The 16,192-nt window shown below is 69.8% G+C and carries 12 protein-coding genes; 11 read left to right on the top strand and 1 reads right to left on the bottom strand.

The features are described 5' to 3' along the window. Positions 1 to 88 precede the first annotated feature (88 nt). The 5 genes from dnaE to ITJ68_RS15535 are packed head-to-tail and all read left to right on the top strand — an operon-like array spanning position 89 to position 7,321. Positions 89 to 3,571 (top strand): DNA polymerase III subunit alpha, encoded by a 3,483-nt coding sequence (gene dnaE / locus ITJ68_RS15555; protein ID WP_416354656.1) that lies wholly within the window; start codon positions 89 to 91, stop codon positions 3,569 to 3,571. Between the two features lie 22 nt (positions 3,572 to 3,593). After that, positions 3,594 to 4,388, top strand: coding sequence for a hypothetical protein (locus ITJ68_RS15550; RefSeq protein ID WP_194662525.1), 795 nt, complete (start codon positions 3,594 to 3,596; stop codon positions 4,386 to 4,388). Positions 4,389 to 4,441: 53 nt separating this feature from the next. Next, on the top strand, positions 4,442 to 5,749 hold the full coding sequence (gene hisD / locus ITJ68_RS15545; RefSeq protein WP_194662524.1) for a histidinol dehydrogenase: 1,308 nt from the start codon (positions 4,442 to 4,444) through the stop codon (positions 5,747 to 5,749). 13 nt (positions 5,750 to 5,762) lie between these two features. Further along, positions 5,763 to 6,248: a transcriptional regulator NrdR gene (nrdR, locus tag ITJ68_RS15540; RefSeq protein WP_194662523.1), complete on the top strand. Its 486-nt coding sequence runs from the start codon at positions 5,763 to 5,765 to the stop codon at positions 6,246 to 6,248. Positions 6,249 to 6,253: 5 nt separating this feature from the next. After that, positions 6,254 to 7,321 (top strand): quinone-dependent dihydroorotate dehydrogenase, encoded by a 1,068-nt coding sequence (locus tag ITJ68_RS15535; RefSeq protein ID WP_416354655.1) that lies wholly within the window; start codon positions 6,254 to 6,256, stop codon positions 7,319 to 7,321. Between the two features lie 1,231 nt (positions 7,322 to 8,552). On the opposite strand, the gene ITJ68_RS15530 is transcribed toward ITJ68_RS15535, so the two are convergent. Further along, positions 8,553 to 9,125: a DUF3043 domain-containing protein gene (locus ITJ68_RS15530; RefSeq protein ID WP_268097010.1), complete on the bottom strand. Its 573-nt coding sequence runs from the start codon at positions 9,123 to 9,125 to the stop codon at positions 8,553 to 8,555. Positions 9,126 to 9,197: 72 nt separating this feature from the next. On the opposite strand from ITJ68_RS15530, the gene ITJ68_RS15525 reads away from it, so the two are divergent. The 6 genes from ITJ68_RS15525 to ITJ68_RS15500 all read left to right on the top strand — a co-directional run bounded on the left by ITJ68_RS15525 (position 9,198) and on the right by ITJ68_RS15500 (position 16,109). Continuing rightward, complete coding sequence (locus ITJ68_RS15525) at positions 9,198 to 10,658, top strand: dipeptidase (RefSeq protein ID WP_194662519.1); 1,461 nt, start codon at positions 9,198 to 9,200, stop codon at positions 10,656 to 10,658. A gap of 171 nt (positions 10,659 to 10,829) precedes the next feature. Next, positions 10,830 to 11,201 (top strand): HesB/IscA family protein, encoded by a 372-nt coding sequence (locus ITJ68_RS15520; protein ID WP_194626017.1) that lies wholly within the window; start codon positions 10,830 to 10,832, stop codon positions 11,199 to 11,201. Between the two features lie 295 nt (positions 11,202 to 11,496). Next, on the top strand, positions 11,497 to 12,399 hold the full coding sequence (gene coxB, locus ITJ68_RS15515) for a cytochrome c oxidase subunit II (RefSeq protein WP_194662518.1): 903 nt from the start codon (positions 11,497 to 11,499) through the stop codon (positions 12,397 to 12,399). Positions 12,400 to 12,410: 11 nt separating this feature from the next. Next, on the top strand, positions 12,411 to 14,147 hold the full coding sequence (gene ctaD, locus ITJ68_RS15510; protein ID WP_194662517.1) for a cytochrome c oxidase subunit I: 1,737 nt from the start codon (positions 12,411 to 12,413) through the stop codon (positions 14,145 to 14,147). Between the two features lie 4 nt (positions 14,148 to 14,151). Next, a complete protein-coding gene (locus tag ITJ68_RS15505) occupies positions 14,152 to 14,568 on the top strand; it encodes a cytochrome c oxidase subunit 4 (RefSeq protein WP_194662516.1) in 417 nt (138 codons plus the stop codon). Between the two features lie 167 nt (positions 14,569 to 14,735). Beyond that, positions 14,736 to 16,109, top strand: coding sequence for a glucose-6-phosphate dehydrogenase (locus ITJ68_RS15500; RefSeq protein ID WP_194662515.1), 1,374 nt, complete (start codon positions 14,736 to 14,738; stop codon positions 16,107 to 16,109). The last annotated feature ends 83 nt before the right edge of the window (positions 16,110 to 16,192 follow it).

Raw genomic sequence — 16,192 nt, 5'->3', positions numbered from 1 at the left:
CTGCGTCCCACACGCAGTTCGTTCGACCGGAGGTCCCGTGGCGAGTTCCGACTCCTTCGTCCACCTGCACGTGCACAGCGAGTACTCGATGCTCGACGGCGCAGCCAGGCTCAACGACCTCGTCGCGGAGACCGCGGCGCAGGGCATGCCGGCCGTGGCGGTGACGGACCACGGCAACATGTTCGGCGCGTTCGAGTTCTGGAAGGCCGCCAAGGCCGGCGGCGTGAAGCCGATCATCGGGACAGAGGCCTACATCACGCCCGGCACCCACCGGTCCGACAAGACCCGTGTGCGGTGGGGCGACGGCGGCGGGGACGACGTCTCCGGTGCGGGGTCGTACACGCACATGACGATGTTCGCCGAGAACACGACGGGCATGCACAACCTGTTCCGGCTGTCGTCGAAGGCGTCGTTGGAGGGCTACTACTTCAAGCCCCGCATGGACCGCGAACTCCTCAGCGAGCACCACGAGGGCATCATCGCGACCACCGGTTGCCCGTCAGGAGAGGTCCAGACGCGCTTGCGCCTCGGCCAGTACGACGAGGCCATCAAGGCCGCGGCCGACTTCCGCGACATCTTCGGCAAGGAGAACTACTTCGCCGAGATCATGGACCACGGCCTCGAGATCGAGCGCCGGATCATGGGCGACCTCATCCGCCTGGCCAAGGACCTCGGCCTGCCGCTCGTCGGCACGAACGACCTGCACTACACGCACTCGCACGACGCCAAGTCGCACGCGGCGCTGCTCTGCGTGCAGTCCGGCTCGACGCTGAACGACCCGAACCGGTTCAAGTTCGACGCCGACGAGTTCTACCTCAAGACCCCGCAGCAGATGCGGCACCTGTTCCGCGACAACATCGAGGCCTGCGACAACACGCTGCTCATCGCCGAGCGGTGCGACGTCGAGTTCGACACCTCGGCGAACTACATGCCGAAGTTCCCGGTGCCGGAGGGCGAGACCGAGCACACCTGGTTCGAGAAAGAGGTCGCGAAGGGGCTGCAGTACCGGTACCCGGGCGGCATCTCGAAAGAGGTCCAGGACCGCGCCGACTACGAGGTCGGCATCATCAACCAGATGAACTTCCCGGGGTACTTCCTGGTGGTCGCCGACTTCATCAACTGGTCGAAGGACAACGGCATCCGCGTCGGCCCCGGGCGTGGTTCCGGTGCCGGCTCGATGGTCGCCTACGCCATGCGCATCACCGACCTCGACCCGATCCGGCACGGTCTGATCTTCGAGCGCTTCCTCAACCCGGACCGCGTCTCGATGCCCGACTTCGACGTCGACTTCGACGACCGGCGCCGCGGTGAGGCGATCAAGTACGTCACCGACAAGTACGGCAGTGAGCGCGTCGCGCAGATCGTCACGTACGGCACGATCAAGGCGAAGCAGGCGCTGAAGGACTCCTCCCGCGTCCTCGGCTTCCCGTTCGGCATGGGCGAGAAGCTCACGAAGGCGATGCCGCCGCCCGTGATGGGCAAGGACATCCCGCTCACCGGGATCTTCGACAAGGAGCACCCGCGGTTCAAGGAGGCCGTCGACGTCCGCACGGTCGTCGAGACCGACCCGGAAGCCAAGACGGTGTTCGACACGGCGCTCGGGCTGGAGGGCCTGAAGCGCCAGTGGGGCGTGCACGCCGCCGGCGTCATCATGTCGAGCGACCCGCTGATCGACATCATCCCGATCATGAAGCGGGAGCAGGACGGCCAGATCGTCACGCAGTTCGACTACCCGGCATCGGAGTCGCTCGGCCTGATCAAGATGGACTTCCTGGGCCTGCGGAACCTGACGATCATCAGTGACGCCCTGGACAACATCAAGTCCAACCGCGGCACCGACCTCGACCTCGAGCACATGGGACTCGAGGACGCCGAGGCCTACGCGCTCCTGCAGCGCGGCGACACCCTCGGCGTCTTCCAGCTCGATGGCGGGCCGATGCGCGGGCTGCTGCGCCTGATGAAGCCCGACAACTTCGAGGACATCTCCGCGCTCATCGCCCTGTACCGTCCGGGCCCCATGGGTGCGAACTCGCACACGAACTACGCGCTCCGCAAGAACGGCGAGCAGCCCATCACGCCGATCCACCCGGAGCTCGAGGAGCCCCTGGCGGAGATCCTCGGCGGGACCTACGGCCTGATCATCTACCAGGAGCAGGTCATGGCCATCGCGCAGAAGGTGGCCGGGTTCTCGCTCGGTCAGGCGGACATCCTCCGCCGCGCGATGGGCAAGAAGAAGAAGTCCGAGCTGGACAAGCAGTACGCCGGCTTCGAGCGCGGCATGCTGGACAACGGGTACTCGGCCGCGGCGATCAAGACGCTGTGGGACATCCTGCTGCCGTTCTCCGACTACGCCTTCAACAAGGCGCACTCGGCGGCGTACGGCGTGGTCTCGTTCTGGACGGCGTACCTGAAGGCGCACTACCCGGCCGAGTACATGGCTGCGCTGCTGACGTCCGTCGGTGACGCCCGCGACAAGCTGGCGCTCTACCTGAACGAGTGCCGCCGCATGGGCATCCGGGTGATGCCGCCGGACGTCAACGAGTCGATCGGGTTCTTCGCCGCCGTCGGGAACGACATCCGCTTCGGCATGGGCGCGATCCGCAACGTCGGGTTCAACGTCGTCGACGACATCGTGAAGGCCCGCCAGGAGAAGGGCGCCTTCGACTCCTTCCACGACTTCCTCCGGAAGATCCCGATCTCGTCCGCGAACAAGCGGACCGTCGAGTCGCTCATCAAGGCCGGGGCGTTCGACGAGTTCGGCGACACCCGCCGCGCGCTCGTCGAGATCCACGAGGGCGCGGTCGAGGCCGCGGTGAAGATCAAGCGCGACGAGGTCCACGGCAACGTGGGCTTCGACTTCGACTCGCTCTTCGCCGAGGTCGCCGAGGAGCAGCCGGCGGTCGCCGCGGTGTCCCAGGTGCCCGAGCGCCCGGAGTGGTCCAAGCGCGACAAGCTCGCCTTCGAGCGCGACATGCTCGGGCTCTACGTGTCCGACCACCCGCTGGCCGGGCTCGAGATCGAGCTCGCGAAGCACCAGTCGATCACCATCGCCGACCTGATCGCGGCTGACGACTCGGTGGAGGGCGAGACCGTCACGGTCGCCGGACTCCTGACGAGCGTGCAGCACCGCGTGGCGAAGACGAGCGGCAACCCGTACGGCATCGTCCAGGTCGAGGACTTCGGCGGCGAGATCGGCGTCATGTTCCTCGGCAAGACCTACCAGGAGTTCGGGCCGTCCCTGGTGGCGGACTCGATCGTCGTCCTGCGCGGTCGGGTCAACGTCCGTGACGACGGCAAGGCGCTGCACGCGGTGAGCATGTTCCAGCCGGCCCTCGGCGACGTCATGGGCTCCGGCCCGCTGACGCTGTCGGTGCCGGAGCGGCAGGCCACCACCGAGACCGTGACCGAGCTCGCTGCGGTCCTCGGTCGGCACACCGGTGACACCGAGGTGCGGCTCCGGCTGCTCAAGGACGACGTCGCGCGCACCTTCGAGCTGCCGTTCCCGGTGAACCTGACCCCGGACCTGTTCGGCGAGCTGAAGAGCCTGCTCGGCCCGCGCTGCCTGGTGTAGCGCGGCCCGGGGGAGCAGGGACGTGGAACGCCCGGGTCGCCCCGACCCCGAGGTCCTGACGGCCTTCGGGGTCGCCGGGGCGGTCCCGGATCCGCTTCCAGGTGGCCGTGGGCTCACCTGGCGCGCCGGCGACGTCGTGCTGCGGCCGCACGGTGACCCAGCCGAGGCCGTGTGGAAGGCGGACGTGCTGACCCGACTCGGCCACACCCCGGAGTTCCGGACGCCCCGGCCCGTCGTCACGCAGGACGGCGGTTGGCTGCACGGTGGATGGGAGGCCTCCACGTGGGTCGACGGTGCCACGGACGAGTCCCGCGCGTCGGACGTCATCCGCGCGGGAACCGCCTTCCACCGTGCCCTCGCCGACCTGCAGCGTCCGGCGTTCCTCGACACGACGGACGACCCCTGGAGCCGGGCCGACCGGATGGTGTGGGGCGAGACCCCGCTGCCGAACGACCCGATGCTCGCGGAACTGGCCGCGGCGTTCCGGCCGGTCGAGGCACCCGCGCAGGTCATCCACGGGGACCTGCTCGGCAACGTGCTGTTCGCCGCCGACGCCCCACCGGCCGTGTTCGACTGGGCGCCGTACTGGCGGCCGGCCGGGCTCGGTGCGGCGATCGCGGCGGTCGACGCCGTCTGCTGGCACGGTGTCCCGCTCGACGAGCTCGGGCCGCTCGGCGTCGAGGTCCCCGAGTGGTCACAGCTGCTCGTCCGTGCGCTGGCCTTCCGCATCGCGACGCTCGTGCTGCTCGGCGCCTGGGACGAGCCCGCCGTGGACCACCACCGCGCGGTCGTCACGGCCGTCACGGCTGCCCCCTGACCGCTGCTCGCCGGCGCATGGCGGTCAGGGGTGCTCGCTACGCTGGAGGCCTCATGATGCAGCGAATCGACCTCCGCGGCGGTCTCCCCGCCCGTGCCGAACTCCTCCGACTCATGCCGCGCGCCGTCGGTGACGTCGGGCATGCGGTGGACGCCGCCCGGGTGCTCGTCGACGACGTGCGCGACCGCGGTGCCGACGCGCTGCGCGAGCAGGCCGAGCGGTTCGACGGGGGAGCCCCCGAGCACGTCCGGGTGCCCGCTGCCGAGATCGCCGCCGCGGTCGCCGGACTCACCCCGCAGCTCCGCACGGCGCTCGACGAAGCCATCACCCGCGTCCGCGCCGCGAGTGCGGCGCAGGTGCCGCAGCCGTCCGTGACCACCCTCGGCGACGGTGCCGAGGTGCACCAGCGCTGGCAGCCGATGCGTCGTGTCGGGCTGTACGTGCCCGGCGGCAAGGCCGTGTACCCCTCGAGCGTCGTGATGAACGTCGTCCCCGCGCAGGTCGCCGGTGTCGGGTCGATCGCGCTCGTGTCGCCACCGCAGCGGGACCACGGGGGCGCCGTGCACCCGACGATCCTCGCCGCGGCCGGGCTCCTCGGGGTGGACGAGGTCTACGCGATGGGCGGGGCCGGGGCGATCGGCGCGCTGGCGTACGGCGTCGCCGAGATCGGGCTCGACCCGGTCGACCTGGTGACCGGCCCGGGCAACAACTACGTTGCCGCGGCGAAGCGCCTGGTGCGTGGCGTCGTCGGGATCGACTCCGAAGCCGGTGCCACCGAGATCCTCGTCATCGCGGACGACTCCGCCGACCCCGGGTTCGTCGCCGCCGACCTCATCAGCCAGGCCGAACACGACGAGCAGGCCGGCAGCGTGCTGGTGACGACGTCGGCGGCCTTCGCCGACGCGGTGGAAGCCGCCATCCCGGAACGGACGGCCGCCCTGGGGACAGCGGCGCGCCTCCAGGCCGCACTCGACGGACCGCAGTCCGCCGTCGTGCTGGTGGACTCACTGACCGACGCCGCCACGGTGAGCAACGCCTACGGGCCGGAGCACCTCGAGATCCAGACCGTCGACGACGACGCCGTGTTCGCGGACATCGACGCCGCAGGTGCGGTGTTCGTCGGCCCGAGCACGCCGGTCAGCCTCGGCGACTACCTCGCCGGGTCGAACCACGTGCTGCCGACGGGTGGTCAGGCGCGCTTCGGGTCGGGGCTGTCCGCGTCGACGTTCCTCCGGCCGCAGCAGGTCATCCGGTACACGGCCGCGGCCCTGGCCGCGGTGGCTCCGCACATCGTCGCCCTGTCGACCGAGGAACAGCTGCCGGGGCACGGTGCCGCCGTGACGGAGCGCGTGAACCGATAGCCTTGGCGGTGCCATGTTCTGCCCCTTCTGCCGCCACCCGGACTCCCGCGTCGTCGACTCCCGCACGAGCGACGACGGCACCTCCATCCGCCGACGCCGTCAGTGCCCGAACTGCGGCCGCCGTTTCTCGACCACCGAGACGGCGTCGTTGAACGTGGTCAAGCGCAACGGGGTGCTCGAGCCGTTCTCGCGCGAGAAGATCATCTCCGGCGTGCGCAAGGCGTGCCAGGGACGGCCCGTCACCGACTCCGACCTCGCGGTGCTCGCGCAGCGGGTGGAGGAGATCGTGCGGTCCTCGGGCGCCAGCCAGATCGACGCCAACGACATCGGCCTGGCGATCCTCGACCCGTTGCGTGAGCTCGACGAGGTCGCCTACCTCCGCTACGCCAGCGTCTACCAGGCCTTCGACTCGCTCGAGGACTTCGAGTCCGCGATCGGGCAGCTCCGCATCGACCACCGCGACGGCCCGCGCACAGCGAGCACCGGGGCGGGCGCGTGACGAACATCGCCGAACGGTGCATCCGCGTCGGCTACGGCGTGGTCTTCCGTGCGGTGTTCGCGAACATGGACCCCGAGCGTGCGCACCACGTCGCGTTCGCGGTCATCCGGTGGCTGCCGCGCGTGCCGTTCCTCGCCGGGGTCGTCGAGCGCTACTCCCGTCCCGCCGCGGCCGACGGTGTCACCACGATGGGCATCCACTTCCCGTCCCGCTTCGGCCTGGCCGCCGGGTTCGACAAGAACGCCAAGGGCATCGCCGGGCTCGGCCTGCTCGGTTTCGGCCACGTCGAGGTCGGCACGATCACCGCGAAGCCGCAGCCGGGCAACGACAAGCCCCGACTGTTCCGGCTCATCGCCGACCGCGCACTGATCAACCGGATGGGCTTCAACAACCACGGCGCCCCGGCCGCTGCCCGCCGACTCGAACGTGCCCGGCGCAACCCGGGCCGACCGGTCATCGGCGTGAACATCGGCAAGAGCCGCGTCGTGGACGTCGCCGACGCCGTCGACGACTACCTCGAGTCGACGCGGCTCCTCGCCCCCTTCGCGGACTACCTGGCCGTCAACGTCAGTTCGCCGAACACGCCCGGACTGCGCGGCCTGCAGGAGCTCGACCAGCTCCGGCCGCTGCTCGACGCCGTGCACGAGGCCGCGGGCCGGGTGCCCGTGCTCGTGAAGATCGCGCCGGACCTGACCGACGAGCAGATCGACGCGATCGCCGGTCTCGCCGTAGACGTCGGACTCGCCGGCATCATCGCGAACAACACCACGATCGGCCGCTCCGGGCTGACGACGCCCGAGGCCGACGTGACCGCGATGGGCGCCGGGGGACTGTCCGGTGCGCCGATCGCCTCACGGTCGCTCGAGGTCCTGCGGCGCGTGCGGGCTGCCGTGCCGGCGGACTTCTGCGTCGTGGCCGTCGGCGGCGTCACCACCGAGGCCGACGTCCAGGCCCGCATCGAGGCCGGCGCCACGCTCGTGCAGGGCTACACGGCGTTCCTCTACGAGGGCCCGACCTGGGCCACGCGCATCAACCGGCTGCGCCGGAAGCGGTTGCGGCGCGCGGAGCGCTGACGCGCCGAGCGGTCGCGCGTCGAGCGGTCGCGACACCCCGCTCAGGTCCGCCGAGCGGTCGCGACACCCCGCTCAGGTCCGCCGAGCGGTCGCGACACCCCGCTCAGGTCCGCCGAGCGGTCGCGTTCCGTCGCTCGCGCGCCGAGCGACCGACGCATCGTGACCCGTCGGCGCGACGCGCTCGGGGTGTCGTGACCCCTCGCCGGACGGGAGCCCCGGCGCCGACCCGCCACTGAGCCTCCGGCCCGACGCGTCCCGCCCCGGCACCCCGCCCCGCCGAGATCGCACGTCGTGTCGCCTCGGCGCTCCGCGACCCGACACGACGTGCGATCTCACCGCCTGCTGCGCGCGACTGGTCGCGACACCCCGCTCAGGTCCGTCGAGCGGTCGCGATCCGTCGCTCGCGCGCCGCGCGACCGACGCATCGTGACCCGTCGGCGCTGCGCGCTCGGGGTGTCGTGACCCCTCGCCGGACGGGAGGCGCGGCGCCGGCCCGCCACCGAGCCTCCGGCCCGACGCGTCCCGCCCCCGCGCCCCCGCGCCCCGGCGAGATCGCACGTCGTGTCGCCTCGGCGCTCCGCGACCCGACACCAAGTGCGATCGCGCCGCCTGCTGCGCGTGAGCGGTCGCGACACCCCGCTCAGGTCCGTCGAGTGGTCGCGTTCCGTCGCTGGCGCGCCGCGCGAGCGACGGGTTGTGACCGGTCGGCGCTGCGCGCTCGGGGTGTCGTGACCCCTCGCCGGACGGGAGGCTCGCCGCCGGACCGCCACCGAGCCTCCGGCCCGGCGCGTCCCGCCTCGGCGGCCCGCCGAGATCGCACGTCGTGTCGCCTCGGCGCTCCGCGACCCGACACGACGTGCGATCTCACCGCCCGCTGCGCGCGAGCGGTCGCGACACCCCGCTCAGGTCCGCCGAGCGGTCGCGTTCCGTCGCTGACACGCGGCGCGGGCGACGGGTTGTGACCGGTCGGCGCTGCGCGCTCGGGGTGTCGTGACCCCTCGCCGGACGGGAGGCTCACCGCCGGCCCGCCACCGAGCCTCCGGCCCGACGCCTCCCGCACCCCGCGCCCCCGCGCCCCCGCGCCCCCGCGCCCCGCCGAGATCGCACGTGGTGTCGACTCGGCGCTCCGCGACCCGACACGACGTGCGATCGCACCGCCCGCAGCATCAGACGCACCGGGAACGACGAAGCGCCGCCGGCGATGCCGACGGCGCTCCGGGAGGACACGAGGTCAGGCGGGACGCTGCCCGCGCTTGACCTGGGGCTTCGGCAGGCGCAGGAAGCGCAGCTGCCACGCCCGCGTCAGGATGTAGAAGAAGGTGCCGCGCTGGAACTCGCCGAACTTCGCGGTGAGCTTCTTGCGGAGCGACATCCAGAGCACCAGGCAGTCGATGAGGAACAGCGCCACGAATGCCCAGATCACCAGCAGGGAGTACGAGGCGACCGAGGTCCGCGGAGCAGCGAAGCCGACGACCAGGAACAGCACGAGGACGGGCATCATGACCTCGCCCACGTTCCAGCGGGCGTCGATCGTGTCGCGGACGAACCGGCGCTGCTCGCCGCGGTCCTTCGCGGGGAGGTAGCGCTCCTCGCCGTTGGCCATGCCGACGCGGGCCTTCTCGCGCTCGCTGTTGAGGCGTGCGCGCGCTGCCTTCTTGTCGACGGGAGAGTTGCCCACGAGGGGACGGCGGTTGGCCGCTTCCCGCTCACGACGGGACGGGGTGGGACGGCCCTTGCCCTGCTCGAGCAGTTCCTCTTCCGAGGGGTTGACTGTCGTGATGGTCTTGGGTGCTGCCTTCGCCACGGTGATTCCTGCTGGTCGGTGAGCGGTGCGCCGGGGAACAGCCCGACGTTGGTGTCCTCTAGATTACCGGGCATGACCGACACCGCACAGTCCGCGCCCGCGACCGACCCCGAGCTGCTCGACGCCCTCCGCGAACAGGTCCATGGCGACCTGCCCCGGACGATCGCCGACCTCTCCGCGCTGGTGCGGATCCCGTCGGTGTCGTGGTCGGCGTTCGACGCGTCGGCCGTGCGCCGCAGCGCCGAGGCGGTCGCCGGACTGGCGCGGGACACGGGCGTGTTCGAGTCCGTCCGGATCGTTCGGTCCGCCGTGTCGGGCGACACACCGGACGGTGCCAGCGAGGCCGAGGGCACGGAGCACGCCGGCGTCGAGCTGGGGCAGCCCGCGGTGCTGGCCGTCCGTCCGGCCCGGAACGGCAAGCCGACCGTGATGCTCTACGCCCACCACGACGTGCAGCCGCAGGGCGACGACGCGCTCTGGGAGACCCCGCCGTTCGAGCCGACGCTCCGCGGGGACCGGCTCTACGGTCGCGGTGCCTCGGACGACAAGGCCGGGGTGATGACGCACATCGCCTCGCTCCGGGCGTTGCACGCCCGGTTCGGGGACGACCTCGACCTCGGCATCGTGCTGTTCGTCGAGGGCGAGGAGGAGTTCGGCTCCCGCTCGTTCCGCACCTTCCTCCGGGAGCAGAAGGAGCACCTCGCCGCCGACGTCATCGTCGTGGCCGACAGCGACAACTGGTCCACCGAGGTCCCCGCGATCACCGTGTCCCTCCGCGGCAACGTCACCTTCAAGCTGACCGTGACGACGCTCGAGCACGCCAGCCACAGCGGCATGTTCGGGGGAGCGGCACCCGACGCCATGCTGCCGATGGTCCGCCTCCTCAGCTCCCTGCACGACGACGCGGGCTCGGTCGCCGTCGAGGGCCTGACCGCGTACGACGCCCCGGTCCCCGCGCGCTCCGAGGACGAGCTCGCGGCCGACGCCGCCCTCGTGTCCGGGGTGCGACCCGTCGGCACCGGCGACGTGCTCTCCCGCATGTGGTTCCAGCCGTCGATCACCGTCACGGGCATGGACGTCCCCAGCGTGGCGAACGCGTCGAACACGCTGCTGCCCACCGTCAGCGCGCGGGTCTCGGTGCGCGTGGCACCCGGCCAGAGCGCCACGGACGCCGCGGCCGCCGTCGAGCGCCACATCCGCGCGCACACCCCGTTCGGCGCCCGCGTCGAGCTGAGCGAACCGGACGCGGGCGACGGGTTCCTGGTGGACACCAGCGGCTGGGCCGTCAAGGAGGCCAGGACCGCGATGGCCGAGGGGTGGGGCGCTGAGCCCGTCGAGCAGGGCATCGGCGGCTCGATCCCGTTCGTCTCCGACCTGGCCGCCGAGTTCCCCGAGGCCCAGATCCTGGTGACGGGCGTCGAGGACCCCGACACGCGCGCGCACAGCCCGAACGAGTCGCAGCACCTCGGCGTGCTGCACCGCGCGGTCGCTTCCGAGACGATCCTGCTGGCTCGCCTCGCCACGCGCGCCTGAGCGCGGACACCGGACGGGAGGCCCGGGTCGGCCGGTCCTGACCGCCCGCCCCCGGCAGGTGGAACCGTGCATGTCCTCCACACCGCGCGACGGGCGTGTGCGTTCCGTCGGTGCGGGTGTTTACAATCGGAGACGAGGCGCGGTGACCGCACCGCCCAGAAGGAGGCGCGCATGAGCGACACCATCACGACCGAAGCCGTCACCACGGCCGTCCCGTCGCACGGGGTCCTGCTCAGCGACGCCGCCGCCGGCAAGGTGGCGAGCCTCCTCGAGCAGGAGGGCCGCGACGACCTCCGCCTGCGCCTGGCCGTCCAGCCCGGCGGCTGCTCGGGGCTCATCTACCAGCTCTACTTCGACGAGCGTCTGCTCGACGGTGACACCACCGCCGAGTTCGACGGTGTCGAGGTCGTCGTGGACAAGATGAGCGTCCCGTACCTGGACGGCGCGACGATCGACTTCGAGGACACCATCCAGAAGCAGGGCTTCACCATCGACAACCCCAACGCGCAGGGCAGCTGCGCGTGCGGCGACAGCTTCCACTGAGCCCACCACGAGCAGCACCCGGACGGGGAGCGACCGACACGGTCGCTCCCCGTTCGTCATTCGGCGTGGCGACGCCGCCGATCTCGGACATCTCGCGGATGACCAGGGGAAATAGTCGTCCCAGGGCCCCCCGAGAGTCCACGACGCGTGTCGCGCGTGCACTCGCTGTCACCAGCTGCGAGTAAGCTAGGAGTGTTCCAACCAAGCTGGGAACCAGTCATGCGTCGCCTCCGAGCGGCACGGTGTCGGCAACGACAGACTGCGCTCTCGCTTCCGCGTCTTCCGAGAGGTAACAGTGCGTTCGAATCGCCGTATACGTTGGGCGGCCGTCCCGGTGGCCGTCGGTCTGGTCATCGCACTGGCTGGGTGCTCGCAGCAGCAGCTCAACGGATGGCTCCCCGGGACGGAAGAGACGAAGGACGTCACCAACCACACGAGCCGCGTCGTCGGCCTGTGGACCACGAGCTGGATCGTGCTGCTCGCGGTGGGGCTCATCGTCTGGGGTCTGATCATCTGGGCCGCCATCGTCTACCGCCGTCGGAAGGGCCAGACCGGCCTCCCGGTGCAGATGCGGTACAACATGCCGCTCGAGATCTTCTACACGATCGTGCCGCTCATCCTCGTGCTGGGCTTCTTCGCCTTCACCGCGAAGGACCAGGCCGCGATCGAGAAGCCCTTCGCGCAGCCGGACGCCACCGTGCACGTCTACGGCAAGCGCTGGGGCTGGGACTTCAACTACATCAACCAGAACGACCCGTCGAAGAGCGTCTACTACCAGGGCATCCAGGCCCAGGAAGAAGAGAACGCGAACGGCGCGATCGACGAGACGCAGCTCCCGACGCTGTACCTGCCCGTCGACAAGAAGGTCAAGATCGAGCTCGACTCGCGTGACGTCGACCACTCCTTCTGGGTCATCGACTTCTTGTACAAGAAGGACATGCTCCCCGGCAAGACGAACTACGAGTACTTCATCCCGCAGAAGATCGGGACGTACCAGGGCAAGTGCGCCGAGCTCTGCGGCGAGTACCACTCCCTCATGCTCTTCCAGGTCAAGGTCGTGTCCTCGTCTGACTACCAGGCGTACCTCGACACCCTGACCGACCAGGGCAAGGTGGGCCTGCTCGGCGACGAGTACAACACCAACACGAACCAGCCTGACAACAAGGCGCCCGTCACGGCGTCGAGCGACGACAAGTAGGGGCTCGCCAGATGACAACGTCATTCGTCGGCCAACCGACCAGCACCGCGACGCCGGACTTCCAGGCGTCCAAGGTCGGTCGGAAGGGCAACATCATCGTCCGGTGGATCACCTCCACGGACCACAAGACGATCGGGTACATGTACCTGATCACGTCGTTCCTGTACTTCCTGCTCGCCGGCGTGATGGCACTCGTCATCCGCGCGCAGCTCTTCGAGCCCGGGCTGCAGCTCGTCGCGACGAAGGAGCAGTACAACCAGCTCTTCACGATGCATGGCACGATCATGCTGCTGCTCTTCGCGACGCCGCTGTTCTCGGGCTTCGCGAACGCGATCATGCCGCTGCAGATCGGTGCCCCTGACGTCGCCTTCCCGCGGCTCAACGGCTTCGCGTTCTGGCTCTACTTCTTCGGTGGCCTCATCGCCGTCGGTGGCTTCCTCACCCCGCAGGGCGCCGCGTCGTTCGGCTGGTTCGCGTACGCGCCACTGAGTGACACGACGTTCACACCAGGGCTCGGCGGCACACTCTGGGTGTTCGGGCTCGGCCTGACCGGCTTCTCGACGATCCTCGGCGCGGTGAACTTCATCACGACGATCATCACGATGCGCGCTCCCGGCATGACGATGTTCCGCATGTCGATCTTCACGTGGAACACCCTCGTGACGTCGCTCCTCGTGCTGATGGCCTTCCCGGTCCTCGCCGCCGCGCTCTTCGGCCTCGGTCTCGACCGGGTGTTCGACGCCCAGGTGTTCAACCCGGCCAACGGCGGAGCGCTGCTCTGGCAGCACATGTTCTGGTTCTTCGGGCACCCCGAGGTCTACATCATCGCGCTGCCGTTCTTCGGCATCGTCTCCGAGGTCTTCCCGGTCTTCAGCCGCAAGCCGATCTTCGGCTACAAGACCCTCGTCTACGCGACCATCTCCATCGCGGCCCTCTCGATCACGGTGTGGGCGCACCACATGTACGTCACCGGTTCGGTGCTGCTGCCGTGGTTCTCCCTCATGACGATGCTCATCGCGGTCCCCACCGGCGTGAAGATCTTCAACTGGGTCGGCACGATGTGGCGCGGTTCGGTCACCTTCGAGACCCCGATCCTCTGGGCCATCGGCTTCCTGATCACGTTCACCTTCGGTGGTCTGACGGGCGTCATCCTGGCCTCGCCGCCGCTCGACTTCCACGTGTCCGACTCGTACTTCGTCGTGGCGCACTTCCACTACGTGGTGTTCGGCACCGTCGTGTTCGCCATGTTCTCCGGCTTCTACTTCTGGTGGCCGAAGTGGACCGGGCGCATGCTCAACGAGCGTCTCGGCAAGATCCACTTCTGGCTGCTGTTCGTCGGGTTCCACACGACGTTCCTGATCCAGCACTGGCTGGGCGTCATCGGCATGCCGCGTCGGTACGCGACCTACCTGCCGAACGACGGCTTCACCTGGATGAACCAGCTGTCGACCATCGGCGCGATGATCCTCGGCATCTCGTTCCTGCCGTTCATCTTCAACGTCTACGTCACGGCGCGGAACGCTCCGAAGGTGGCCGTGAACGACCCGTGGGGCTACGGCCGCTCGCTCGAGTGGGCGACCTCCTGCCCGCCGCCGCGACACAACTTCACGTCGATCCCGCGGATTCGTTCCGAGTCCCCGGCGTTCGACCTGAACCACCCCGAAGCGGGTGTGCCGATCGGTGTGGGTCCTGCGAAGGACGCTCCCGATGCCCCGACCTACGACGCCGCGAAGGGCGAGGTGAAGTAAGGCGATGCGCGCCAACGTCAACCTGTTCTGGATCCTCTTCGGGTTCTTCATCCTCGCGGACGCCGCGTACACGATCTGGTTCCGCCTCAACCACGGTGGGTGGGAGCCGGTGGGCACGATGGGCCTCGGCCTCGTCGGGGTCATGTCGGCGTTCATCGCCTTCTACCTGCAGCGCGTGCTGTCGGCCCAGGGCGGGGACCTGCCCGAGGACCGCCAGGACGCCAACATCGAGGACGGCGACGCCGAGCTCGGGCACTTCAGCCCGTGGTCGTGGTGGCCCATCCTGCTGGCAGCCTCGGTCTCGATCATCTTCCTCGGGGTCGCAGCCGGCCTCTGGATCGTCCCGATCGGCCTCGCGCTGGTGACGATCACGCTCGTCGGCTGGGTCTTCGAGTACTACCGCGGCAACTTCGGGCACTGACCCGCACCTGACGCGCTTCGGGCGGCACCACCTGGTGCCGCCCGAACTGTGTCCGGACGACCTTCCCGGCTGTGGATCGTGACAGCGTTCCAGCCTGGGGAATCAACCGGTCCGACAGCGGCTTGAGCCACGCGGACCCATCCACCTCGCGAAAGGAGTCACCCCCGGTGACCGACAAGCGCACTCTCATCATCTTCGGCGCGACGGGCGACCTCGCCTCCCGCCTGCTCCTGCCGGGTCTCGGCACGTTCCTGCAGAGCGGCCGTTCCGTCCCCGTGCAGCTGATCGGTACTGGCCGCAGCGAGCGCAGCCCCGAGAAGTGGAAGGACATCGTCACGACGTCCTTCGCCTCGCAGGACGTCAAGGGCCCCGAGGTCGACGCGACCATCGAGTCGACGACCTTCATCCAGGGCGACCCGACGGACCCGAAGCACCTCGAGGCCCTCCTCGCCGCCGCCGAGCACGAGCCGATCCTCTACTTCGCGCTCCCGCCGCAGATCGCCTCGGACATCTGCGAGGCGCTCGAGCACGTCGAGCTCCCCGAGGGCACCACCCTCGCGTTCGAGAAGCCCTTCGGCACCGACGTCGCGAGCGCCAAGGCCCTCAACGAGACGGTGCTGAAGCTCGTTCCCGAGGACCGCGTCCACCGCACCGACCACTTCCTCGGCCGCACCACGGTGCTGAACATCATCGGTCTGCGCTTCGCGAACCGCCTGTTCGAGCCCATCTGGAACGCGGAGAACATCGAGAAGGTCGACATCTTCTACGACGAGACCCTCGGCCTCGAGAACCGCGCCCAGTACTACGACGAGGCCGGCGCGATGGTCGACATGATCCAGTCGCACCTGCTGCAGATCCTCGGCATCGTCACGATGGACGCCCCGGCGGAGATCGACGCCGTCGAGTTCCGTTCGTCCCTCGCCCGCGCGCTCCGGTCGACCCAGCTCAAGGGCGACGACGCCAAGATCGCCTCGCGTCGCGCCGTGTACACGGCGGGCACGATCGACGGCAAGGACCTCCCCTCCTACCAGGAGGAGGACGGCGTCGACCCGTCGCGCCAGACCGAGACCCTCGCCGAGATCTCCGTCGAGGTGGACACCGCCCGCTGGAAGGGCGTCCCCTTCACGCTGCGCTCCGGCAAGGCCCTCGGCAACAGCCGCAAGGAAGTCCTCATCACCTTCAAGCCGGTGCCGCGTCTGCCCTCCGGCCTGAGCGGTCGGCCGAAGACGGACACGCTCCGCATCGTCCTGAACCCGGACGAGATCGAGCTGACCGTGTCGGCCAACGGTGGCGGCAACCCGTTCGAGATGGGACAGATCACGCTGTCCTCGTCCTTCAGCGACGGCGAGCTCACCCCGTACGGCGAGGTCCTCAACGGCATCTTCCACGACGACCCGCTGCTCTCCATCCGCGGTGACGTGGCCGAGCGCTGCTGGGAGATCGTCGAGCCGGTCGTCGCCGCCTGGAAGGCGAACGACGTCCCGCTCGAGGAGTACCGCGCCGGTTCGCGCGGTCCCGCGGACTGGGAGTCGTCCTCCTGAGTCGCCTCGTGCCCTGATCGGGCACACCAGACAGACGGGAGGCCCGGGGCCAGCTGGCACCGGGCCTCCCGTCTGTCAGTGCA

This window comes from Curtobacterium sp. VKM Ac-1395, from assembly GCF_015350975.1.
GTDB lineage: Bacteria > Actinomycetota > Actinomycetes > Actinomycetales > Microbacteriaceae > Curtobacterium.
This window is presented reverse-complemented; position numbering and strand designations above follow the sequence as displayed.